This is a genomic window from Sporosarcina aquimarina (genome assembly GCF_019748715.1).
Classification (GTDB): domain Bacteria; phylum Bacillota; class Bacilli; order Bacillales_A; family Planococcaceae; genus Sporosarcina; species Sporosarcina newyorkensis.
The window spans coordinates 166,030-187,459 of record NZ_JACLBZ010000014.1; the positions used below are offsets into that span (position 1 = coordinate 166,030).

18 protein-coding genes, 2 pseudogenes and 1 riboswitch are annotated in these 21,430 nt (G+C 42.6%); of the genes and pseudogenes, 14 read left to right on the forward strand and 6 right to left on the reverse strand.

Annotated features, from left to right (window positions below; translation table 11 throughout):
- Positions 1-16: 16 nt before the first annotated feature.
- Complete coding sequence (locus H7J92_RS08360; RefSeq protein WP_171805924.1) at positions 17-1,516, reverse strand: catalase; 1,500 nt, start codon at positions 1,514-1,516, stop codon at positions 17-19.
- 253 nt (positions 1,517-1,769) lie between these two features.
- On the opposite strand from H7J92_RS08360, the gene H7J92_RS08365 reads away from it, so the two are divergent.
- The 7 genes from H7J92_RS08365 to H7J92_RS08395 all read left to right on the forward strand — a co-directional run bounded on the left by H7J92_RS08365 (position 1,770) and on the right by H7J92_RS08395 (position 10,821).
- Positions 1,770-2,246 (forward strand): hypothetical protein, encoded by a 477-nt coding sequence (locus H7J92_RS08365; protein ID WP_078816855.1) that lies wholly within the window; start codon positions 1,770-1,772, stop codon positions 2,244-2,246.
- Between the two features lie 500 nt (positions 2,247-2,746).
- Positions 2,747-4,150: a cytochrome ubiquinol oxidase subunit I gene (locus H7J92_RS08370; RefSeq protein WP_221836468.1), complete on the forward strand. Its 1,404-nt coding sequence runs from the start codon at positions 2,747-2,749 to the stop codon at positions 4,148-4,150.
- Complete coding sequence (gene cydB, locus H7J92_RS08375) at positions 4,137-5,153, forward strand: cytochrome d ubiquinol oxidase subunit II (protein WP_009497613.1); 1,017 nt, start codon at positions 4,137-4,139, stop codon at positions 5,151-5,153. Before H7J92_RS08370 ends, cydB begins: the two co-directional genes overlap by 14 nt.
- Positions 5,153-6,874, forward strand: a complete 1,722-nt coding sequence (cydD, locus tag H7J92_RS08380) for a thiol reductant ABC exporter subunit CydD (RefSeq protein ID WP_078816853.1) — start codon at positions 5,153-5,155, stop codon at positions 6,872-6,874. Before cydB ends, cydD begins: the two co-directional genes overlap by 1 nt.
- Positions 6,871-8,598, forward strand: coding sequence for a thiol reductant ABC exporter subunit CydC (gene cydC / locus H7J92_RS08385; protein WP_078816852.1), 1,728 nt, complete (start codon positions 6,871-6,873; stop codon positions 8,596-8,598). Before cydD ends, cydC begins: the two co-directional genes overlap by 4 nt.
- A gap of 234 nt (positions 8,599-8,832) precedes the next feature.
- The gene (locus H7J92_RS08390) at positions 8,833-9,081 is read left to right on the forward strand and encodes a hypothetical protein (protein ID WP_221836470.1); all 249 of its coding nucleotides are present in this window, start codon (positions 8,833-8,835) and stop codon (positions 9,079-9,081) included.
- Between the two features lie 6 nt (positions 9,082-9,087).
- On the forward strand, positions 9,088-10,821 hold the full coding sequence (locus H7J92_RS08395; RefSeq protein WP_221836472.1) for a methyl-accepting chemotaxis protein: 1,734 nt from the start codon (positions 9,088-9,090) through the stop codon (positions 10,819-10,821).
- 69 nt (positions 10,822-10,890) lie between these two features.
- Here the strand turns inward: H7J92_RS08395 and H7J92_RS08400 are convergent, their stop codons facing one another.
- The gene (locus tag H7J92_RS08400; RefSeq protein ID WP_009497610.1) at positions 10,891-11,379 is read right to left on the reverse strand and encodes a DedA family protein; all 489 of its coding nucleotides are present in this window, start codon (positions 11,377-11,379) and stop codon (positions 10,891-10,893) included.
- A gap of 17 nt (positions 11,380-11,396) precedes the next feature.
- On the reverse strand, positions 11,397-12,176 hold the full coding sequence (gene asd, locus H7J92_RS08405) for an archaetidylserine decarboxylase (protein ID WP_221836474.1): 780 nt from the start codon (positions 12,174-12,176) through the stop codon (positions 11,397-11,399).
- Between the two features lie 56 nt (positions 12,177-12,232).
- On the opposite strand from asd, the gene pssA reads away from it, so the two are divergent.
- The 5 genes and pseudogenes from pssA (at position 12,233) to recQ (ending at position 16,174) form a co-directional block, all read left to right on the forward strand.
- Positions 12,233-12,766 carry a CDP-diacylglycerol--serine O-phosphatidyltransferase gene (pssA, locus tag H7J92_RS08410; protein ID WP_009497608.1) on the forward strand — a complete coding sequence of 178 codons (534 nt, stop codon included), beginning with the start codon at positions 12,233-12,235 and terminating at the stop codon, positions 12,764-12,766.
- A gap of 202 nt (positions 12,767-12,968) precedes the next feature.
- Positions 12,969-13,291, forward strand: a pseudogene (gene tnpA, locus H7J92_RS08415) (IS200/IS605 family transposase); the annotation flags it as partial.
- A pseudogene (locus H7J92_RS08420) lies at positions 13,204-13,772 on the forward strand (RNA-guided endonuclease InsQ/TnpB family protein); the annotation flags it as partial. The pseudogenes tnpA and H7J92_RS08420, both read left to right, overlap by 88 nt.
- 181 nt (positions 13,773-13,953) lie before the next feature.
- Positions 13,954-14,370 carry a hemerythrin domain-containing protein gene (locus H7J92_RS08425; protein WP_009497604.1) on the forward strand — a complete coding sequence of 139 codons (417 nt, stop codon included), beginning with the start codon at positions 13,954-13,956 and terminating at the stop codon, positions 14,368-14,370.
- A 31-nt stretch (positions 14,371-14,401) separates the two neighbouring features.
- Positions 14,402-16,174, forward strand: coding sequence for a DNA helicase RecQ (recQ, locus tag H7J92_RS08430; RefSeq protein WP_040759235.1), 1,773 nt, complete (start codon positions 14,402-14,404; stop codon positions 16,172-16,174).
- Between the two features lie 227 nt (positions 16,175-16,401).
- Here the strand turns inward: recQ and H7J92_RS08435 are convergent, their stop codons facing one another.
- The 3 genes from H7J92_RS08435 to H7J92_RS08445 form a co-directional block, all read right to left on the reverse strand.
- The gene (locus H7J92_RS08435; protein ID WP_221836476.1) at positions 16,402-17,067 is read right to left on the reverse strand and encodes a queuosine precursor transporter; all 666 of its coding nucleotides are present in this window, start codon (positions 17,065-17,067) and stop codon (positions 16,402-16,404) included.
- 7 nt (positions 17,068-17,074) lie between these two features.
- Positions 17,075-17,572 carry a preQ(1) synthase gene (gene queF / locus H7J92_RS08440; RefSeq protein ID WP_078816847.1) on the reverse strand — a complete coding sequence of 166 codons (498 nt, stop codon included), beginning with the start codon at positions 17,570-17,572 and terminating at the stop codon, positions 17,075-17,077.
- Between the two features lie 123 nt (positions 17,573-17,695).
- Positions 17,696-17,739: riboswitch (PreQ1 riboswitch) on the reverse strand.
- A 26-nt stretch (positions 17,740-17,765) separates the two neighbouring features.
- A complete protein-coding gene (locus H7J92_RS08445) occupies positions 17,766-18,935 on the reverse strand; it encodes an MFS transporter (RefSeq protein WP_009497600.1) in 1,170 nt (389 codons plus the stop codon).
- A gap of 258 nt (positions 18,936-19,193) precedes the next feature.
- Between H7J92_RS08445 and H7J92_RS08450 the strand changes: the two genes are divergently transcribed.
- Both H7J92_RS08450 and H7J92_RS08455 read left to right on the forward strand, forming a co-directional pair.
- Positions 19,194-20,180, forward strand: a complete 987-nt coding sequence (locus tag H7J92_RS08450; RefSeq protein ID WP_221836479.1) for a diaminopimelate dehydrogenase — start codon at positions 19,194-19,196, stop codon at positions 20,178-20,180.
- 54 nt (positions 20,181-20,234) lie between these two features.
- On the forward strand, positions 20,235-21,320 hold the full coding sequence (locus tag H7J92_RS08455; RefSeq protein WP_078816846.1) for a M42 family metallopeptidase: 1,086 nt from the start codon (positions 20,235-20,237) through the stop codon (positions 21,318-21,320).
- Positions 21,321-21,430 lie beyond the last annotated feature (110 nt).

Sequence of the window (21,430 nt, forward strand, 5' to 3'; positions counted from 1 at the left end):
TTTATATGTTTTATTCTTAGACGAGTGTTGTAGTATTTTCAATGTCTACATCTGCCATTGGAATGTCCAATGCTTTTGCGACACCTTCACCATATCTCGGATCTGCTAAATAACAGTGGCGGATATGCTTGATTTTGATTTCTTTAGGAGCATCTCCCATATTACGAGCAGTATTGTTGAATAAGCGTTCTTGTTCTTCACTGCTTAATAGATTGAATAATTTTCCTGGCTGTGTGAAGTAGTCATCGTCATCCTCACGGAAATTCCAATGATCTGCATCGCCATGAATTTTAAGTGGTGGTTCTTTGAAATCAGGTTGTTCTTGCCACTCGCCGTAGCTGTTTGGTTCATAATGCATTGTAGCACCGTGGTTCCCGTCAACACGCATTGCGCCGTCGCGATGGAAACTATGGAATGGACATTTTGGTGCGTTGACTGGAATTTGATGATGATTGACGCCTAGACGGTAGCGCTGCGCGTCACCATAAGAGAATAGGCGGCCTTGCAACATTTTGTCAGGAGAGAAACCGATGCCTGGGACGATTGCAGCTGGTGTGAACGCGGCTTGTTCCACTTCCGCAAAATAGTTATCTGGGTTACGGTTTAGCTCAAATTCTCCAACTTCAATTAAAGGGAAGTCCTTTTTATACCAAACTTTTGTCAAATCGAAAGGGTTGTAGGGCATTTCCATCGCTTGCTCTTCCGTCATGACCTGGATATACATTTTCCATTTCGGGAAGTTTCCATTATCGATATTGGACAGTAAGTCACGCTGAGCACTCTCACGGTCAGTAGCAATTGTTGCAGCAGACTCTTCATCAGTTAAGTTTGCAATCCCTTGTTGAGAACGGAAATGAAACTTCACCCAATGACGTTCATTGTTCGCATTAATCATGCTGTATGTGTGGCTGCCGAAACCATGCATTTCACGATACGATCTTGGTATACCACGGTCGCTCATGATGATAGTGATTTGGTGAAGCGCTTCAGGCAGGGAAGTCCAGAAATCCCAGTTGTTTTTCGGGCTTCTTAGATTCGTCCGCGGGTCTCGTTTAACGGCGTGGTTCAAATCTGGGAATTGCAATGGGTCACGGAAAAAGAATACCGGTGTATTATTGCCGACTAAATCCCAGTTACCTTCCTCCGTATAGAATTTTAATGCAAATCCTCGAATATCTCTCTCCGCATCCGCTGCTCCGCGTTCACCAGCAACAGTTGAAAAACGTGCGAACATCTCAGTCTGTTTACCAATCTCTGAAAACAGCTTAGCTTTCGTATATTGCGTAATATCATGCGTGACAGTAAATGTACCGTAAGCTCCTGAACCTTTCGCGTGCATGCGTCGCTCAGGAATAACTTCGCGGTCAAAATGTGCTAACTTTTCCAATAACCAAACGTCCTGCAGCAAAAGCGGACCTCTTGAACCTGCAGACATAGAGTTTTGGTTATCAACTACAGGAGCACCAGCTGCTGTAGTAAGCTTTCTTCTTTGAGAATCGTTCTCGTTAATTGACATATAAAATTCCTCCCAATCAGTTCTTTTTTTATCTACAATTACCATTATAGCAGAGCATTTATTAAAAGAAAAGAGTTATTTATAATAATTATCACCTGATAACTATTACTGTTAGATATAAGTTATTAAATGATATATATTATATCTTAATTTTTAGCTTGCTGTTTGTCTAGAAAAAGGTATCGGCTAACGAAAAAAGTTGCAATGAGGTATAATAACAAAAGAAATAGTTTGAAAGAAAGGATGTTAATCGATGAAATCAACGAGTAGATTGTTCGTTTTGCTTACCGTACTTACCAGCTTATTGCTTAGTGCATGCAATGATGAAAAGAATGAATCAGAAGAAAAACCCGAAGTGAATAAGCCGCAGGAGGAAAATGTGGTAATCCCAGCATTAACAGATGAAGCTTTTTTTGAGCAGGTACATAAGAAATTAGAGACAGCAGGTTTTGAAGTGAGCGAACCGATGGAAGCAGATGTGGAACTATTCGGAGCAGTAAGCGGCATGACACTTATAGTGAATAAAGAAGCCTTGATGCCCCTTAATCTTTACAAATTATCACCTTCAGATGAACGTTTATCAGAAGTCGACAAAACGGGCTATTTAGAGGTGACAACTGAAACAAAACATGAACGCCTAGCAGCCAAACGAAAAGATCACTTCATTATATATCTGCATAAAGGCCATCCGGATTACGAGAAAGTGATGGAAGTGTTGGACGAGTTGTAATCTATAGAGAAATATTATCCCATAAGGCTGTCACTGAAAGTTGCAATTGTCTTTCAGTGACAGCCTTTTCTTTTGTTATTGAGCAATGGAAGCTGGAGAAAGGAACAGAGTTTTGTTGAATCGTACTAAAATGCCTCCAGTCTGAACCAAAAAACATACCGTTCTAAACCACCACCGAAAGAATCACTCCAGCCGCACATCCAAATTACCTTCCCTTAAGTAATTGTCTCAAAGAACAACATTCTTTCGTTATACAAAAACCAGAGCCACGCAATACTCGAATTCATATGACTTTTTTGCCTTGATTTCCTGATAAAGGTAGCCGTTTTAAGGAATTCGCAAGGTCTGAACTTGTTGTTACAAAGCCGCCATAACTTCTGTACAATTCGGACATAAGTTTGCAGCTTTGTAACAGGAACTACGCAGATTGTTCACGAACTCTTTTTCGAACTACGTTATTGTAGGTAATAGAAACAAAGATCGAAAGGAGATCATGGAAAATGGAGGAAGTTCTATTAGCAAGAATACAATTTGCATCCACCACACTATTCCATTTTATTTTCGTACCACTGTCTATTGGCTTGGCATTGGTTATTGCGATCATGCAAACGATGTATGTGGTGAAAAAAGACGAAATCTATTTAAAAATGACCGAATTTTGGAGTGTGTTCTTTCTCATTAATTTCGCCATCGGAGTGGTGACCGGGATCATTCAAGAATTTCAATTTGGCATGAACTGGTCTGCTTATTCTAGATTTGTAGGGGATATATTTGGCGCCCCACTGGCAGTTGAAGCATTATTGGCATTTTTCCTGGAATCCACCTTTATCGGAATTTGGATTTTCGGATGGAATAAGTTACCGAAAAAATTACATTTAGCGTGTATTTGGCTTGTTTCAATCGGCACAGTTATGTCTGCGTTTTGGATATTGGCGGCCAACTCGTTCATGCAAAACCCAACAGGCTATGTATTGCAAAATGGGCGGGCGGAAATGAATGATATTATGGCCGTTCTGTTGAATGAGAAGTTATGGGTTGCATTTCCACATACGGTTTTCGGCAGTTTCGCAACCGGTGCATTTTTCGTAGCAGGGGTCAGCGCATGGTATTTGATTAAGAAACGTAAAGTGGACTTCTTTAAAAAGTCACTGACCATTTCATTGGTCATCGGCATGTTGTCTGGCGTGGGAATTGCATTCTCCGGACACTCTCAAGCACAATACCTAATGCATGCACAGCCAATGAAAATGGCAGCTGCAGAAGGATTATGGGAAGATAGTGGAGACCCTGCTGCGTGGACATTGTTTGCGAATATTGATGTGGAAAATCGTGAAACGACTAGCCGCATTGATATTCCATACATGTTGAGCTACTTGACGTACAGTGAATTCAAAGGAAAAGTCGAAGGTATGAATGCACTGGAAGCGAAAATGATTGAAAAGCACGGAGAAGGCAGTTATATTCCTCCTGTAAAAACGACATTCTGGAGTTTTCGTATCATGGTCGTGATGGGCGGCGTGCTCCTCGGACTAGGTACAGTAGGACTGTTTCTCATGTATCGAAAAAAGATTGCCGAGTCGGTTTGGTTCTTGCGTTTACTGATCGCGGGGATATTCCTGCCGTTTATTGGTAACTCGTTCGGATGGATTATGTCGGAAATGGGTCGTCAGCCGTGGGTAGTGAATGGCTTGATGAAAACAGCAGATGGCATTTCACCGAACGTTTCGGCCGGACAGATTCTATTTTCGCTCATATCATTCTCTACAATCTATACAATCCTAGGTATTATCATGGTTGTGTTGTTCGTAAAGTTTATCCAGCGAGGACCGGAAGAGAGACCAGAAGCGGATGTTTCCGCAACAGATCCGTTTGATACAGGAGGTGCCGGACATGCCGTTAAGTGATATTTGGTTCATATTGATAGCTGTCCTGTTTATTGGGTTCATATTCTTGGAAGGCTTTGACTTCGGTGTCGGGATGAGTACGAAGTTTTTGGCGAAAGATGATACCGATAAACGGATCATCATCAATACGATCGGCCCTGTCTGGGATGCCAATGAAGTATGGCTGATCACTGCTGGAGGCGCCATGTTTGCGGCATTTCCTCATTGGTATGCAACAGTCTTCAGTGGATACTATCTGCCTTTCGTTGTTCTATTGCTGGCGCTGATCGTCAGGGGAGTAGCATTTGAGTTCCGTGGAAAAGGTGACTCGGAAGCTTGGGTCAAAACTTGGGATTGGGCGATTTTCTTTGGAAGTTTGCTGCCGCCTTTCCTATTCGGTGTATTTTTCACGAGTTTGATACAAGGATTACCGATTGACAGTGAAATGAATATGTATGCAGGATTCACTGACTTCATTAATGTCTATACAGTAATCGGCGGTGTCACTTTTGTTATGTTGTCGTACTTGCACGGGCTTTTATTCATCGGTTTGAAAACAGTAGGCAGCTTGCGGGAGCGAGCCAATTCCGCAGCTCTTAAGGTGTATGGGCTTACAGGGGTGGTTGTCGTACTGTTCATGGTTTTCACCTATATAGATACTGGTGCATTTTCAGATCGGGGAACGATTCTAGTCCCGTTGTACAGCGTGGCCCTAGTATTGTATGGTTTATTATTTTTCTTCCTGAAAACAAAGCGGGAAGGCCTAAGTTTCACCATGACAGGATTAATCTTAGTGATTGTCATGGCTAGCTTCTTCATTGCTTTGTTCCCGAACGTCATGATCAGTACAATGGATCCGGCATTTAATATGTCGATCGCAGAAGCGGCTTCAGGAGAGTATTCACTGAAAATCATGACGATCGTAGCATTTACTATGGTGCCAATCGTTTTGGCGTATACAATCTGGAGTTATTATGTGTTCCGTAAACGATTGACAGGTGATAAGGAGCATCTAGAATACTAATGGATAAATACTTGCTTCAATATAAAGGAAGTAAACAAGTGTTGGCGTTGATTGGACTACTAACTGTAGTTCAGTCAATTGCCATCGTTTTCCAAGCAATTTACTTGGCGAAAGCCATTACACAATTGTTCCAAGGTGCCGAAGGAAGTATTGCACTTCGGTCATTTGTGATTTTTATCGTTGCCAACAGCATTCGCCACCTCATTCAATGGGGGAAGGAGCGAATTGCATATAGATTTGCCGATCGAACAGCGAAGGATTACGAACAGCAATTGCTGCGCAAGATTTTTACGATCGGTCCTCAAGCTGTCGGAAAGTATGGTTCGGGTCATCTGGTGACACTTGGGCTAGAGGGGGTTCCAAAGTTCCGTAAGTATTTGGAGTTGCTCTTACCGCGTTCTCTCTCAATGGCGATTGTTCCATTTGTGATTTTGGTCTATGTTTTTACACTTGATAAAATGTCCGCGATCACATTGCTTATCGTTTTGCCGATCTTGATCATTTTTTTAATTCTGATTGGAATGGTCTCTCAGAAAAAGATTGATGACCAGATGGATACGTATCGATTGCTATCACGACATTTTGTTGATTCATTGCGCGGTATCGTCACGTTAAAGTATTTAGGCCACAGCCGTGCTCATGAGCAGTCTATCGCAACGGTCAGTAATAAGTATCGTATCGCGACCAATCGTTCGTTGCGCTACGCATTTCTATCGTCTTTTTCATTGGATTTCTTTGCAAGCCTGTCGGTGGCTGTTGTAGCGGTGGAGCTCGGATTGCGTTTGATCAATGGCCAGATGTTGCTTGAACCATCTTTAGCAATTTTGATTTTAGCGCCTGAATATTTTTCTCCTGTACGGGAGCTTGGAAATGATTTTCACGCAACCGCTGACGGTAAAGATGCAAGTATGCAAATTCACGCTATTTTAGAAGAGGCTGAGCCAGAATCGCTTGTTTTAGAAAAAACAATTCGACGCTGGAATGCTGAATCTTCATTAGAGCTGAAAAATCTAGAGGTCAAGATGGAAGAACAGACTATATTTAAAGGTCTTACTATGAAAATGCAGGGTTACGGAAAAGTGGGGGTAATTGGCCATTCAGGCGCAGGAAAGTCCACATTGATCGATGTATTATCGGGTTTCACAGTGCCGACCGGTGGGGCTTGCTTGCTGGATGGGCAAGAGCTGCCTCACTTGTCGACTGCGGAATGGCAAGATCAAGTCGCCTATATTCCGCAACACCCAACGATATTTCCAGATTCAGTAATCAATAATATTCGCTTTTATGAGCCCGATGCATCGTTAGAAGAAGTGACGGAAGCCGCGAAAAGAGTTGGCCTTGATCAGTTGATCACGACTTTACCGAATGGTTACGATGAACGGATTGGCGCAGGCGGACGTTCATTAAGCGGGGGAGAAGAGCAACGGATTGCAGTCGCGCGTTCTTTGCTCCAACGTCGCCAAATTTTATTGTTTGACGAACCGACAGCACATTTGGATGTGGAGACAGAGCATGAATTGAAGCAGATGTTATTACCCTTACTTGAAGATAAACTCGTTGTGTTTGCGACGCATCGAATACATTGGATGCAAGATATGGATACGATCATTGTGCTGGAAAATGGCAAGGTTGTAGAGACGGGTTCTCATGAAGAGCTTATCGGCGCGGACGGAGCCTATTGTCGACTGCTGGAAGCACGCGGAAAGGGGCATGCAGTATGAATCTTTACCAACATCATATTTTTCCGTATGTCCGTAAATATAAGAAGACATTGTGGTCCACAATCATTTTAGGCGCATTGACGATCTTGTCTGCGGCGATGTTAACATTCACTTCAGGTTATTTGATTTCGAGGACATCTGAACGTCCCGAAACAATTTTGCTTGTCTATATTCCAATCGTAGCGGTTCGGACGTTTGGAATTTCGCGTGCTGCTCTTCGCTATGTGGAACGGTTGCTTGGCCACAATGCGGTTTTGAAGATTATTGCTGATATGCGTGTTCGTCTTTACCATGTGTTGGAGCCGCAAGCATTGTTCATTCGCTCACGCTTTCAGACCGGTGATTTACTCGGTACACTTGCGGATGACATCGAACATTTGCAAGACGTCTATATTCGAACGCTATTTCCGACAGTCATCGGTTTATTCCTCTATAGCTTTTCGGTGATCGTGCTGGCGGTATATGATTGGAAATTCGCACTCGTTATGGCACTTTGTCTTGCAGTTGTGGTCTTCATCTATCCGATGGCTTCTCTTTATTTAATGAAGAAAAACCAGCAACAATCTAAAAAGCTGCATAGTCAATTGTACAACACAATGACCGAAGGAATCTTCGGTCTGCGCGATTGGATTATCAGTGGGCGCAAAGAACAATTCTTATCAGCTTTCCAAAAAGAGAGCCATGCAAGTCACGAAATCGATAAGAAAATTGCTTATTGGCAACAATCTCGAACCGTACAACTTCAGATTTTCTCAGGTATTCTTGTATTGGTAGTTGGTGTGTGGGCTGGTCAACAAGCAGCGGATGGATTATTGCTCCCTACGTATATTGCAGCCTTCACTTTGGTGACATTGCCAATTTTGGAAGGATTGATTCCAGTTTCGCATGCAGTTGAGCGCATGCCTGCCTATGATGCATCCTTACAACGTATCGATCGCATACATCGGCAGAGTCCCGAATATGTGCAGCTGCTTGAAATGCCGAATGAACATCTTGATGTTACGATTGAACTCCAAAATGTTCGTTATCGTTATGAAAATCAACCAGCGGATGCAGTAAAGAACATCAACCTTTCCATTCGACCTGGTGAAAAAGTTGCAGTGCTAGGTAAGAGCGGGGCTGGAAAATCTACACTGATCCAATTATTGCTTGGCACACTCGAGCCGACAGAAGGCGACGTCCATGTCAATGGTCAACCAGTTAGTCAGTATGGAGATTCCGTGTATGACGTAATGAGTGTGTTGAATCAAAAACCGTATCTATTCGCTACGACTGTAGAAAATAATATGAAATTGGGTGATTACCAAGCTGTCCTTGAAGACGTCAACCGAGTAGCTGAACAAGTAGGTTTGCACGAATATTTACAGTCTCTTCCTGCAGGATTGAAAACTCAGATGGAGGAAACAGGGCAGCGTTTTTCTGGCGGTGAACGCCAGCGAATTGCGCTTGCAAGAATACTCCTAAAGGAAACACCAGTCGTCATTTTGGATGAACCGACTGTAGGGTTAGATCCGGTGACAGAATATTCTTTGGTTGAGACGCTCCATCAATCTTTGCAAGACAAGACAGTCGTATGGATTACCCATCATTTGATGGGTATGGAGAAAATGGATACAATCCTTTTCATGGAGGACGGGGAAATCATCATGCAAGGAACGCATGAAGAATTGCTCAGTATGAATGAACGGTATCGCCAGCTGTATACAATGGATCAAGGATTATGAAGAACAACTAAATTGGTAACAAAACGTCTGGCATAATGCTAGGCGTTTTTTCTCATATCATAACGTGGTTGGATGTCTAGCGTAAATAACGGTCAAATATATATAGTAGTAGTTTACTAAAAATTTTGTTATTGTTTTTTCTTTCCAATAAAACTATAATAGAAAGTAGGATAAATTGACTAATTCAACTAGTGCAATCAGCATACAAAAGAAAAATGAATCTAGGGGTGCTGTATGAGAACGATTGGTTCTAAGCTTATTTTGTCAATTGTGTTACTAGTAGTTGGGGGAAGTGTGTTGCTTGGCTTTTTTACTGCGCAAAACAGCTCGAAAGCTCTGTTGTATCAGTCTGAAATTACATTGACTGAAAAATCCAAAGACACTTCAGATTATATCGATGAACATTTCAAGAGAAAATACTTAGAAATTGAAGCGCTTGCAAAGAGTCAGGAAGTAAGAAGTATGGATTTTAAAATACAATAAGAATATTTGGCAAAACAATTGGACAGTCAATCAGATTATCTAACTTTTGCAATCGTAACAGCCGATGGAATTTCGCATTATCTTGATGGAACGACAGCGGATTTAAGTGACCGTCCATATGTGATTGAGGCATTTAACGGGAAAACAACTTTATCCAGCTCGATTATTAGTCGTGTAACAGAAGAACCGGTTTTCATGATGGCGACACCCATTTTAACAGAGGACAGTGAACCCGCACTTTTATTAGGGCGTATTGATGGAGATTATTTAAGCTCTATCGTAGAAGGAGTTACATTCGGAAAGAATGGGTATGCCTATATTTTAGATGAAAACGGCAAATTCATTGGTCACCCGGATAGAACATTGGTGAACGATGAAATCAACTTTTTAAATTTAGTAGAAGAGTCAAAGAAACAGTCTGATAAAGGGAGCAGAATAAAAGAGATACTGACCCTAAATCAAGGTTTGATCAACTACTATTATAAAGAGAAGGATCGCTACGTTGGATTTGACACAATGGAAAATGGGTGGAAAGTGGTTATTGCTTCTCCAATGGAAGATATGCTAAGCGGTATGACGCAATTAAAAAAAGATTTCTTTATAGTAGTAGTGGTTATTATTCTTTTAGGGATTATAATTGCCTATTTCATGGCCAGATCGATCAGTAAACCAATTCAAGTGGTGAAAAGCATAGGCGAGCAAATTGCGGAAGGGAGTTTTTCTTATGAAATACCTGCACGTTACTTACGGAGAAATGATGAAATTGGCTCACTGTCTCATACGCTAGTGAGGATGACGGACAATATGAAAGATATGATCGATAACGTGCGCAACGGGGCTGAAAATCTAGCGGACTCCTCACAGTTGCTCAACCGAAAATCCGAGGAAGTGACCAAGATGTCAAATGACATTTCATCTGCGATCGAACAAGTGGATCACGGTTCCGAAATGCAAGTGCAAATGTCCGAAGATAGCGCACGAGCGATGGAGGAAATGTCTATAGGTATTCAAAATGTGGCAGAAATTGCGGCTAATATTGCGGGCAACTCCGATTATATTACAGAGCGTGTGAGTGAGGGGCATGTAGCGGTCCAAACTTCCGTACAACAAATGAATAGTATACAAGCGACAACTGCCCAATCCACCAACGCTATCCGACAATTGGCAGACGAAGCATTGGAGATCGGACAAATATCTAAAATGATAACGGATATTTCGGAACAGACGAATTTACTTGCATTGAATGCTTCGATTGAAGCTGCACGAGCTGGAGATGCCGGGAAAGGATTTGCGGTCGTTGCGAGTGAAGTACGTAAATTGTCCGAGCAGACAGCAGATTCTGCTTCACAAATTAATCGTCTGATCGATAGCGTACAATCTCATACGGGAGACGCAGTGAAAGCTGCTGAACAAGGGGATGCTAACGTCATAAAAGGATTGGATGTGATCAACCAACTAGGCGATCGCTTTGAGGAAATCGTTCGTTCCATTGCACAAATCAGCAATGATATTGGGGAAATGAGTGCCGTTTCTGAGGAGATGTCAGCAAGTTCAGAAGAAGTCAGTGCGGCGATGGAAGAAATGGCGGCTACTGCAAGAGATGCATCCGATTATATCGGCGAAGTGACGAATGCAGCCAATCGACAGCTCGTCACAGTTGAAGAGATGGATCAGTACACGAACCGCTTGCTTTCATTGGCGGAAGATTTACGATCCTCTATCGATAGATTTACAATTTAATACTCCAGCTGGAAAAAGCGTATTCGAGACCCCACTCTCGAATACGCTTTATTTTTGTACAGTAAAGATTTAGAAAAAAGGCAGTCGAATGAAATAGCCGAGAAGGATGCAAATCATTGTCGACACGATCACACCTGGAATTGCGAATAAAATATAACGTCTTACGCTCATCCCGCTCATTCCTGAAACATAACAAACAAAATGGCGCATACCCGGTAAGAAATAACCAATCGTTACTGCCCAAGAACCGTATGCCATAAACCATTGCTCCACCTTTTGCATACGATGGGGCGAGAGGAATAAATAGCGGCCGAAACGATGAACGAGCGGCTTGCCAATCTTCCTTCCGATCATATATGTGAACAATGTTCCGACCATTACACCGGAAATCGTGAAAACCATTGCAAATACGAAATGAAATGTCCCGGCAGATGCTAAATAACCAGCAAATGTTACGAGCAATTCATCTGGCAGCGGTAAACCGAAAATACCTAGCGCCAAAAAGAAAAAAATGGAGAGATATCCGTACTGCGCTATATATTCTTGAATCTGTTCCATTAGAAAACCTCATCTATTTAATATTGCCACTCTCCGATTTTATCACCGACCTGCACTTCTGTAAAAGGTAGATTTAACGGAGCGAGAGAGTTTTTGTTTTCAATGAATAGAATCACGGTAGAACCGAATGCAAAGTGACCAAAATCTTCACCCTTCACACAGTCCTTAGAAGAATCTGCAATACGAATACTATTGACATTCAACGCACCGACCTTAACGATCGCAACCCGGCCACATGCAGTTTCCAACTCTGAAATAATCCGATAGTTTGAGGAGAACAGCTCATCTTTCATTCGAATTCCTAAATCGTTTACAGGATAGGAAGTCGTTCCTAATGCATAGCGGCTGACCAACTTTCCAGAAACAGGGTAGTGGAAATGATGGTAATGCTGAGGGGATAGGTAAAACAAATAATAATAACCATTTTGATAAGGTTCTGCTTTACTTGTATCGCCGAAAAGGTCCGTAATACTGTAGTTTTTGTCCTTCACTACAAACTGCTGTTGTTCATTGACAGGACCTGAGTAGCTCAAGACCCCGTCAACTGGTGAAATCAATGTGTTCGGATCGTTATCAATTGGCCGGCTGCCGGCTTTCAGAGACCTCGTGAAAAAGGCATTCAAACTTTCATATTCATTCATTGGGAATTCTGCTTCCTGTTGCTGAATACGATAGAATGAAGAAAATGGCTTGATCAATGGCTTACTGATTGCGGAGGCAGTGAAGTTTTTTATAATTGAAGAACTGATCGGATGCCCCGTCAACTCGACAAATGTTTTAAAAATATGTTTTTTCATCTTTTCATCCCTTCTGTAAAGGATTATAATGGATTAGTCAGTGAGGAGGCAATGAAATGTTTTCATTCAGATATTTTGATTATACTAAACTCAAATCACAATTGGCGAATATTATTACACTTTTCAATTTAAGTTTAGGAATTATAGCAATATTACTTGTGTTAAAAGGACATGGGCATATGAGTTTGATGTTCATATTCTTTGCAGCTATTTTTGATCGATTCGATGGGATGGTTGCAAGACACTACAATATGGAGTCTTTATTCGGTAAAGAACTTGATTCACTAAGCGATTTAGTTTCATTCGGGGTAGCACCGGCTATTCTCATCTATGACGCTGCTTTGTCACAAACATTATGGATTGGTTTATCTGCAGTGCTGTTTTATATTTTAGCCGGTGCTGTGCGATTAGCTCGATATAATGTCGAAGAGTTTGACGGCACGTTCTTCGGCTTACCGATTACGGCTGCCGGTGTGCTGCTGACTTTGAGTTATTTTGCAGTACCGTATATTCAACCGCCATATTTTGTGATCTTCATGGGATTGCTCGCATGGCTGATGGTGAGCCGAATCCGAGTCGCGAAAGTCTGAAATACGTCTTGCAGGGAGTTTTCTGCAAGGCTTTTTTTATTTGGTAATATTATGTGTGTTGATTAACCAATGTTTCACTCATCTTTCTGTCTTTTTATTTAACATTCCCCGAAAGAAGTCTCCCTCTTCAAGCGTGTGCAAGGCGAAGCCCAACGGTAAGGGGGGAAGAATTTCGGCTGGTGATAGAGGGAATGATGTATCAATGAATTTGGATAGCAACAATCATTCATTGTTCTTACTGTATTCTCATCTCGTGATGGCCGTCAAATACCGCCGAAAAGCGATGGACGATGTGATCTCGGATTATGCAAAAATTACATGATTTCTTTAGTCGAATGGAATCATGATCAGAATCATGTCCACATATTTTTCAAGGCTCACCCAAACACTGAACCCTCGAAATTTATCAATGCTTACAAGGGTGCGAGTTCGAGACGTATCAAAAAAGAATTTCCAGAAATGAAGAAGAGGCTTTGGAAAGAGTTTCTTTGGTCGAGAAGTCCAATCACTCTCGCTTCTATCGGCAGATACAAGAAAAACTTTCAAAGGAACAGAAAGTCCTTTCACGCAGAACGAAAGGTTCCGCTTGATACAAAAAACAGCGAATCAAAGTCGCTGCACTACATGAGCAGGTGGCGAATCAACGAAAGGACTTCTTACACAAGAAATCTCGTCAGTTGGCAAACAAATATGATTGTGTCGTCATCGAAGCCCTCAACATGAAAGGGATGTCGCAATCCCTTCACTTCGGTAAAAGTGTTGCGGACAACGGATGGGGAATGTTCACCACATTTCTGCACTATAAGTTGGTGAAGCAAGGAAAGCACCTTATCAAAATCAACAAGTGGTTCCTTCAACTAAAACCTGCTCAAATTGCGGACATGTAAAAAAGGTTGCCCTTTCTGAACGACTCTACTCCTGTGCGTGCGGGTTCGAATCTGATAGAGATTGGAACGCCGCCATCAACAGCCGAAATGAAGGGAAATTGATGGTAGCATTACCGTGAAATCAAAACAAAAACTCTCAGAACAAGAGGAGTAGCTCGGTCAGTTTTCGTTGGCTAGTAAAAGCAGCGATAAGTCGAGAAGCCCCCACTTCAAACAACCTGAAAGGGTGTTAAGTGGTGGGGAGTTCACGTGTCTCTGCAATTCTGTTATGATTAGGGAAACGATGAAGGAGTGGTTGATATGTCAGGACCCGCTTTAAGACAGCTGCATTCACATCGAGCAATCCATGAAGGCGGCTTATCAGGTGCCGTGATGAAGACGGAAGATTTGGTGGGTTTTCTAGAGCAAGGTGAGCAGGAAATGGTCAATCAAGCGTGCGATGATTTAATAGATTACTGGAAAACGAGAGTGATCAGCCATGCAGATGCCGAAGAGGAAGGTTTCTATAAGCAAATTTTAGCTGAGAATCCAGAGCTCGAACGAGAAATTATCCAATTGACACGTGATCATGATTTGATGCGTTTAGTAGTACAAGATATCGAAGCATTGCGTGAGAAGGATCCGCAAGTGACACCGGAAATCATGCAGAAGTTTTATGGCTTGATGGTAATCAACGAATTACATAGTCGGGAAGAAGAACGGTTATTATTTCAATGAAACAAAATAGCAATTCGGGAAGGAGGCGGCGATCATTCACGATCCATTAGATATATTAGCTAAGCATTTTGGATATTCAGAGTTCCGGGAAGGCCAACAGCGGGTCATCGATCAAGTGTTACAGGACGATGATACGCTTTGCGTCATGCCTACAGGCGGCGGAAAGTCCATTTGTTACCAAGTGCCTGCTCTTGCGATGGAGGGCACAGTGCTCGTCATTTCGCCGCTCATTTCATTGATGAAGGACCAAGTCGATGCACTGCACCAATTAGGTATCCCTGCGGCCTATATAAACAGCACATTATCGACAGAAGAGTATTTCGGTACGATGGATAATGCAACAGCAGGCATGTATAAGCTTTTATACGTTGCTCCTGAGCGTTTGGAGTCTGAATCGTTCCTGAATCAATTGCAGAAAATGAATATTCCGTTGATTGCGATCGATGAAGCGCATTGTATTTCGCAATGGGGACATGATTTTCGTCCAAGCTATCGAAATATCCACCGTATTCTAGACTATTTAAACAGGCGGCCGATTATTCTTGCTTTGACTGCAACAGCGACTCCGGAAGTTCAGGATGACATTTGCCAGCAACTCCACATCCCGCCTGTCAGCCGCGTCGTAACAGGATTCGAACGGAGCAACTTAGTGTTTTCAGTAGTCAAAGGACAAAACCGGGATCAATTTGTCAAAGATTATACGCAGAAGAACAAAAGTGAATCGGGTATCATCTATGCAGCTACGCGAAAAGCAGTGGAGCAAGTATACTCGACGTTAGAGAAAAATGGTATTGCGGTTGCAAAATATCATGCAGGCTTGCCGGATCAGGAACGACAGCATCAACAAGATCGTTTCATAATGGAAGAAGCGCGCGTCATGGTGGCGACAAATGCGTTTGGAATGGGTATTGATAAGTCCAATATAAGATACGTTATTCATTACCAAATGCCAAAAAACATGGAAAGTTATTATCAAGAAGCCGGAAGAGCAGGCCGGGATGGGCTCGATAGTGATTGTTACCTCTTATTCTCTTCGCAAGATGTGCAGACGCAGCGTTTCCTGATCGAACAATCACCTGATCCCACACGTGTTTCGAATGAAATCAAGAAGATGCAGGTGATGGTCGATTATTGCCATACTGAAGGGTGTCTTCAAAAGCATATCATCACATATTTTGGTGAAAACGATGCAGAAGACTGTAAACGATGCGGAAATTGTACTGATACGCGAGAGCAATTTGATGTCACAGTCGACACGCAAAAAGTTCTCTCTTGCGTGATCCGGATGGGACAGCGATTCGGAAAAACTATGGTCGCACAAGTATTGACAGGTTCGAAAAATAAAAAACTGATGGAATTTAATTTTGATCAGCTGACGACGTATGGCCTGATGAAAGAACGAAGTGCCAAAGACGTTGCGGATTTCATTGAGTTTTTGATTTCGGAGAATTATTTGCAAGTGGAAAGTGGTCCTTTTCCGATCATTTTTGTGAGTGAAGAAGGGAAGGATGTACTTCTCGGGAAAGTGAAAGTGTGGCGTAAAGGCGAGATGGTCACGACCGTTGTGGCTAAAGACGATCCATTATTCAATGAGTTGCGTGCGCTTCGCCTGAAATTGGCACAGGAAGCAGGAGTACCGCCATTTGTTATTTTCTCGGATAAGACGCTGCGTGATATGGTGGCCAAAATGCCGGCAACCGACGATGAATTGCTGACGGTACAAGGTGTCGGTGAAACGAAGTTAGAGCGCTACGGAGACGTGTTCCTTGAAGCCATCCTATCCTTTTCAGCTCAACAAGCATAAAAAAGAGCCGATTCAATCAATTTTTGATTGGATCGGCTTCTTTTAGTTTTGAATTGTGCTTGGGCCAGCAGGATGTAGCTCATGCAGGCGTTGCCACAGGACGTGGCGTTCTTAGCCTGCGTACTCCTATTGTTCAGCGAGCATTTGAATACCCGAAGAACAGGAAATAACACCACATTCGTTTCATCTCCTATAGTGGCGAGAGGTTTCTACTGAATAAAGATAAATTATTGATTTGAAATCACTGCGTCCGAATTAGTTAATGGGCGAGAGTTTTTTTCTTTTCTCGCTTCGATTCGACGACATATAGCGACCAATAAGTAGACAATCGGTGTATCGACTAAAGCAACAACGAATTTGAAAATATATTGCGTGCCAATCAGTACAAGTAAAGCGCTAATCGGCATAATACCGTAGAATGCAATCGTGATGAAGATTACGGTGTCGACCAATTGACTAGCCATGGTAGACGCATTATTACGGATCCATAATTTCTTCTCACCGTGTTTTTCTTTAAGTTTATGGAAAATCGTGACGTCTAGATTTTGACTGACAATATAGGCAGTCAAACTCGCGAGCGTTACACGAAAACCTGCCGAAAAAATCGTTTGGAAAGCTTCTTGGTCCTGATATACCGGCGCGGCAGGCAAATTGATCGCAAGCCAGATGAACATACTGGATAAAAGCTGGGCAAATAAACCAGTGAGCACAGTTTGACGCGCGGCTTCCTTACCATATGTTTCTGTTAAGACATCCAAAATAGGATATGTACAAACATAGACAATGGCCGCTGCCGGCAACACGATCCAGCTTCCGAAACTGACTAATTTGACCGCCAAAATATTTGAAAGAATGAGTAGACCGACAAATGTACCGCTTAAATAGTATCTCATCGCTCAATCACCGATTATCCACTTTCTCAGGATACAAATCGTGTTGGAACAAGCGCTGCTCCGCCATCTGTTCGAACTTTGTGCCGGGCTTGCCGTAATTACAATACGGATCGATCGATAAACCACCGCGCGGTGTGAACTTACCCCATACTTCAATATAACGAGGTTCAAGTAAGTTGACCAAATCCATCATGATTGAATTGACGCAGTCCTCATGGAAATCACCGTGATTTCGGAAACTGAATAAATAGAGTTTCAGTGACTTACTTTCGACAAGTTTCCGATCGGGAATGAAGCTGATATAGATTGTCGCAAAATCGGGTTGACCGGTTTGAGGACATAGTGAAGTGAATTCAGGGCAATTAAATTTTACGAAGTAATCACGTCCCTGGTGTAAATTATCGATGGATTCCAGTAAATTTGGATTGTAGGAATAATCATAGACCGTATTCTGATTTCCTAGTAATGTTAAGTCATGCAAAGTTGATTCATCTCTTCCTGCCATTTAAAAAAACCTCCTGTGTAAGTGGTCAGGGAGGTTCATAGACGAGGTGAATTTACTTATTTATTTCTGCAAAAATGCTGCTAAAATAAAAAAAGCCATGTCAATGGACATGGCGAAAATTCATCATCCATAGTTTTTTATAGAGGGTCGCTATGAACCTCTCCCAGACGGGTTATTCATTTCTATCAAGACATTACTGGATTGTCGTCGTTTTGTCAACAGGCTGTATATCTTTTCGTAGACCAATAACCGTAAAAACTCCCGCTAGGAACAAAATGCCACTTGCGAGCATAAACGCATGCTGAGACCCTAAGTCCAGAATACCGATTGCACTGGATCCTACTACGACTCCAAATGAAAAGAATGCATAGAAAAAGCCATATGCCTTCCCTCTGGTTTCAGGTTTAGTAGAATCAATCAGCAATGAATTGATGGAAGGGAATAATAAAGCAAAACCCATGCCGTAAACAATCATGGCTGTCAGCATTAGGGACAATTGATCCACTTGCGATAAAAACAGCATACTGGCGCTCATTAGAAATAACCCGATCGCCAATGTCAACATCGGTCGCGCAAAGTCAAAAATTCGGTTGACCGGCAAAAGGAAAATCAGCACGGCAACAAAACCGAAAACGCTTAGCAGCATACCGGTCGTTTTGGCATCATACTGTAGAAACTCAACTTTTAACGGAAGGACCAATGCTAAAACGCCTTGAGAGAACATCAAGAAGAAAGCACCGAGAAATGCACGGATAATTCCTGGGTGGCGAAAGAATGCCAATGGCTTCACTGCTTTTTGTGTTTCCGTTTTCACTTTCCTAACATATGTAAACGAGCGTAAAAATAGGAAAGCTCCTATCGTCAACAGAACCATGAAGGTCCCGTTAATTGCCATGATCGTCACGACACTTGTATGGACAGAAACGATACCGCTGTAAGCAGGTCCGAAAATGGCTGCCAACCCAACAAAAGCACCTGAAATCGCTGCATTGCGTCCTCTTTTTGAGCGCTCAGAACCGTTCGCAAGAAAAGTGAATGCTGCCGGAACGATCAAACCTTCTGTCAAACCATGCAGGAAACGGACACCGATCAATGTCGCGGAGCCTTCAATCAGCGCATAAGAAAATAAAGATAAGGCAGAAGTGAGCAATCCAAACAGCAATATGTAGAATGGACCCTTTCGATCGGTCAAAATCCCCGAGATAATATTTCCGAAAACATTCGAAAATGAATAGATTCCGACTGACAAACCAACAATAAATGAAGAAGCGCCCAGCGAAGTCGCAAATGGACTAATAACAGGGAGCTGTGAAAATAAATCGAAAAACGAGAAGAAGACAATTAAATAAACAAAAAAGCGCATTATGAACCCCTACTTTTCAAATAATTCAACTGCCCCTATTTTACCATGAATCTCTATGAAATGAACGAAACAGCTCAACAATCACTGACGTCTTGGCGTAATTGCATCCAGATTTTGAATTGCGCTAGCACGATCCCTTTTTCGAAAACTGCGGCTGTCGACATACGCTTATCTTAATTCGGAAAAATATTCGCAATCTATCAACCTTCACGGTAAAATGAGAAAGGTAAAAAAGAAAGTAGAAGGGGATGTGTATTCTTGAATAACAAAATACGAGTAGGAATCGCTGGATACGGAAATCTGGGACGCGGCGTAGAGTCCGCGATTAGTCAAAATGAAGATATGACGTTGGTTGGTGTATTTACACGGAGAGAGCCAGTGGACGTGCAATTGCTGTCTGATCAAGTGCCTGTTCATAAATTGGACGAAATTGAATCATTCAAAGACGATATCGATGTGCTGATCCTTTGTGGCGGCTCTAAAGACGATTTGCCAGAACAAGGACCTGCATTGGCCAAACACTTCACAACAGTCGATAGTTACGACACGCATGCCAAAATTCCAGAATATTTTGCTTCCGTCGATGAAGTCGCACAAGCTGCAGGAACAACGGCCATCATTTCAGTCGGCTGGGACCCGGGCTTGTTCTCGATTAACCGTATGATGGGCGAAGCGATTTTGCCAGAAGGCGAAACGTATACGTTCTGGGGCAAGGGGCTTAGTCAAGGACATTCGGATGCGGTGAGACGAGTAGACGGAGTCAAAGCAGGCGTTCAATACACATTACCGGCTGAAGACGCAATGAATCGTGTACGCAATGGTGAACTTCCTGAACTGTCCACAAAAGAAAAACACACACGCGAATGTTATGTGGTCTTAGAAGAGGGGGCTAGCGAAGAACAAGTTCGCGAAACGATCGTCACGATGCCGGATTACTTCGCGGACTATAATACAACGGTCAACTTCATTACCGAGGAAGAATTGCGCCGTGATCACGCGAAAATGCCGCACGGCGGATTTGTCATCCGAAGCGGGAAAACAGGTGAAAGTACAGACCAAGTAATAGAATTTTCCCTGAAATTAGACAGCAACCCTGAATTCACGTCAAGCGTATTAGTAGCCTACGCACGCGCAGCTCACAAACTACAGCAAAAAGGCGACACAGGCGCGAAAACTGTTTATGACATAGCACCGGGCCTTCTTTCTCCCAAGTCGCCAGCGGAGATTCGTAAGGAATTGCTGTAAATACACCTATTCAGGACACTTTAGAAATTTAAGAACTAGGAGGAAGAGCCTTTTATGAAACTAGATGAAACGTTAGAAATGATGAAAGACCTGACGGATGCACGAGGCATTCCAGGAAACGAACGGGAAGCACGGGACGCTATGAAAAAACATATCGAACCGTACGCAGACGAAATCGATCATGACGGACTTGGATCGCTGATCGCGAGTAAGACAGGTGACGTAAACGGCCCGAAAATCATGATAGCGGGTCACTTAGATGAAGTAGGTTTCATGATTACACGGATTGACGACAAAGGTTTCATTTACTTCCAAACAGTAGGTGGCTGGTGGTCACAAGTCATGCTTGCACAACGTGTATCCATCGTAACTCGGTCAGGAGAAACGATCACGGGCATCATAGGTTCAAAACCGCCGCACATCCTAACACCGGAAGCACGCAAAAAGCCAGTCGACATTAAAGACATGTTCATTGATGTTGGCGCTGTATCGAAAGAAGAAGTCCTTTCATGGGGCGTCCTTCCTGGAGATATGGCAGTGCCATACTTCGAATTCACAGTCATGAAAAACGAAAATTTCCTATTGGCAAAAGCCTGGGACAATCGAATTGGCTGCGCAATCGCGATTGAAGTAATGAAGCGATTAAAAGATGAAAAGCATCCAAACCAAGTCTATGGCGTTGGCGTTATTCAAGAAGAAGTCGGCTTGCGCGGAGCTAAAACCGCGACCAATAAAATCCAGCCTGACATCGGTTTCGCAGTCGATGTAGGAATTGCTGGTGATACACCTGGAGTTTCTGATAAGGAAGCTGTTGGAAATATGGGAGAAGGACCTCAAATTCTGTTATATGATGCTTCTATGGTGTCGCATACAGGCTTACGTAATTTTGTCGTAGAGACAGCAGAGGAAATCGGCGTCCCATACCAATTCGCGACAATGTCGGGCGGCGGAACAGATGCTGGATCCATTCATGTAAGCGGGACTGGAATACCGACACTGGCAATCTGTATTCCAACTCGTTATATTCATTCACATGCGGCTATGCTGCATCGAGCAGACTTCGAAAATACAGTAAGACTATTGGTTGAATTAATGAAGCGCTTGGACTCCGAAACGGTTCAAAAAATCACATTTGAATAATACTTTCTAGACGACAGCGATGCCTTTTCAGGTATCGCTGTTTTATTAATAAAAATTCATTTGACTTCATAATTATACATATGTATACTAATGCATAATACTTTAAATGG

Excerpts from the sequence above, each read along its gene's own strand:
- H7J92_RS08435 (WP_221836476.1), bottom strand. The coding sequence starts at position 17,067 with ATGAGATACTATTTAAGCGGTACATTTGTCGGTCTACTCATTCTTTCA.
- H7J92_RS08360 (WP_171805924.1), bottom strand. The coding sequence starts at position 1,516 with ATGTCAATTAACGAGAACGATTCTCAAAGAAGAAAGCTTACTACAGCA.
- H7J92_RS08425 (WP_009497604.1), top strand. The coding sequence starts at position 13,954 with ATGTCAGGACCCGCTTTAAGACAGCTGCATTCACATCGAGCAATCCAT.
- cydD (WP_078816853.1), top strand. The coding sequence starts at position 5,153 with ATGGATAAATACTTGCTTCAATATAAAGGAAGTAAACAAGTGTTGGCG.
- cydC (WP_078816852.1), top strand. The coding sequence starts at position 6,871 with ATGAATCTTTACCAACATCATATTTTTCCGTATGTCCGTAAATATAAG.
- cydB (WP_009497613.1), top strand. The coding sequence starts at position 4,137 with ATGCCGTTAAGTGATATTTGGTTCATATTGATAGCTGTCCTGTTTATT.
- H7J92_RS08445 (WP_009497600.1), bottom strand. The coding sequence starts at position 18,935 with ATGCGCTTTTTTGTTTATTTAATTGTCTTCTTCTCGTTTTTCGATTTA.
- H7J92_RS08365 (WP_078816855.1), top strand. The coding sequence starts at position 1,770 with ATGAAATCAACGAGTAGATTGTTCGTTTTGCTTACCGTACTTACCAGC.
- H7J92_RS08370 (WP_221836468.1), top strand. The coding sequence starts at position 2,747 with ATGGAGGAAGTTCTATTAGCAAGAATACAATTTGCATCCACCACACTA.
- H7J92_RS08455 (WP_078816846.1), top strand. The coding sequence starts at position 20,235 with ATGAAACTAGATGAAACGTTAGAAATGATGAAAGACCTGACGGATGCA.
- asd (WP_221836474.1), bottom strand. The coding sequence starts at position 12,176 with ATGAAAAAACATATTTTTAAAACATTTGTCGAGTTGACGGGGCATCCG.
- pssA (WP_009497608.1), top strand. The coding sequence starts at position 12,233 with ATGTTTTCATTCAGATATTTTGATTATACTAAACTCAAATCACAATTG.
- H7J92_RS08400 (WP_009497610.1), bottom strand. The coding sequence starts at position 11,379 with ATGGAACAGATTCAAGAATATATAGCGCAGTACGGATATCTCTCCATT.
- H7J92_RS08390 (WP_221836470.1), top strand. The coding sequence starts at position 8,833 with ATGAGAACGATTGGTTCTAAGCTTATTTTGTCAATTGTGTTACTAGTA.
- queF (WP_078816847.1), bottom strand. The coding sequence starts at position 17,572 with ATGGCAGGAAGAGATGAATCAACTTTGCATGACTTAACATTACTAGGA.